The 1,484-nt window shown below is 57.1% G+C and carries 1 protein-coding gene; it reads right to left on the bottom strand.

Annotated features, from left to right (window positions below; all coding sequences use genetic code 11):
• Positions 1-108: 108 nt before the first annotated feature.
• On the bottom strand, positions 109-1,484 hold a 1,376-nt coding region (locus EOA38_RS36420), incomplete at its 5' end, for a S8 family peptidase (RefSeq protein ID WP_145966288.1).

The following is a 1,484-nucleotide window of genomic DNA, read 5'->3' as shown; positions in this document are numbered from 1 at the left end:
GAGTTCGATCTCCACGAAATCCTTCTCTGTGTCGGTCACCAAGACGCAATTGTTGCTCAACATCTCACCCATGAATTTCCTGCATTCTCATTTGGCCGGACAAGGACATCAGACGCGGGGGGTGATGCGAGCAGCAGTACGGATGTCTGATATTTGGGCTCCGAGTGCCTGGAGGTTTTGGCGCATATCGTTGAACACCGGCATTTCCCCCTCAGGATCACTAATCGTTACTATTGCCGTGAATGGAACGCCCTCTTCGGGCATGACTTCGCCAGCACGAAGCACATAGTCGACATAGAGGCGCCAGTTTGACGATGGCCCCACTCCTCGCGGGAATTCCTTTTCGAGAACCTTTACAGGGCTCCATTTCAAATCGTGCTCGATCAATTCTGCTTCAAAAGCCGGCCCCCCGCGTTTCGACGGGAGGTAGAGCGGGTCAAGCCGACCCTCCCATCCCTCATCGGCCTGTTGCTGCTGCAGCGTTGCGTTGATGTTGACGCGAACAAACTCCGAACCGAAGCGGGCGTCCAACGGTGGGGTGGAGACGAGGGTCAGTTTGGCGCGTCCACGACATTTGCCGCCAGGCCCAACAAGCGAGGCTGGCCATTGAAATCCGAAGTTGATCTGTTGGCCGCGTTGGATGCGCGATGCAAATACCAGCGTAATGGTGTTTTCGCCGGTCTCCAGAATTCGATCTGCCGATGGCGGCATGCCAAAACCAACCATTTGTCGAGCAATCGGTGCGAGGGTCTTCGACTTCAGCAGGACCGGAATTTCCGCGTGATGAATAAGGAGGCCTATAAGGCTCTCGCGTGAAATTTCGCCCTCGATAGCATGATCGAGCGCTGCAGCGGTCTTTGCGACGAGAGGCGCTGCGTAGCTCGTTCCGCAACCGTCAACTATGCTTCCATCGGGAAGGATCGAAAATAGCCCATGACCGAGAACTAAATCCGAAGTGCCCGCGCCACCAACATGGGCAAGATCAGGTTTGACGCCGGCGCGTAGGCCTGGCCCTCTTCGGCTGAAACGAGTCGGGGCGAAAGGCAGACAATCACCGTGACCGGGCGGATTGAGCGCTGCAACGGCGACATTGCGAACACTCTCTGCTGGCGTGAGCAAGCCGTCATTACGTCCATTGGCAAGGTTGACTAGGGCTGCGGCGGCATCGTTTGGCCACTCCGCGCGAACATCCTGTGGCTGGATGTTGCCGGCCGAAATGAAAATGACAGCGTTGTTTGTCTCGGCGATGCTATCGAGACGTGCGGCGTGCGGGCTATAGCGATCGGGTGCTGCAGGCTGAAGAATGTTGAGGCTCATGTTGAACACCCGCACGCCGTGTCGCGCGCGGGCATCGGAGATCGCGGTTTCCATCTCGTCGAAAAATTGAGCCAGTCCGTCAGGATAGTAAGACGTAAAGGCTCCGGCCTTTCCCTCGCTGGGAAAGACGGCAACGTCGACCAGTTCTGCACCGTCCAGCTCGGGAC

Origin of the sequence: Mesorhizobium sp. M1E.F.Ca.ET.041.01.1.1 (assembly GCF_003997355.1) — a bacterium.
GTDB lineage: Bacteria > Pseudomonadota > Alphaproteobacteria > Rhizobiales > Rhizobiaceae > Mesorhizobium.
This window is presented reverse-complemented; position numbering and strand designations above follow the sequence as displayed.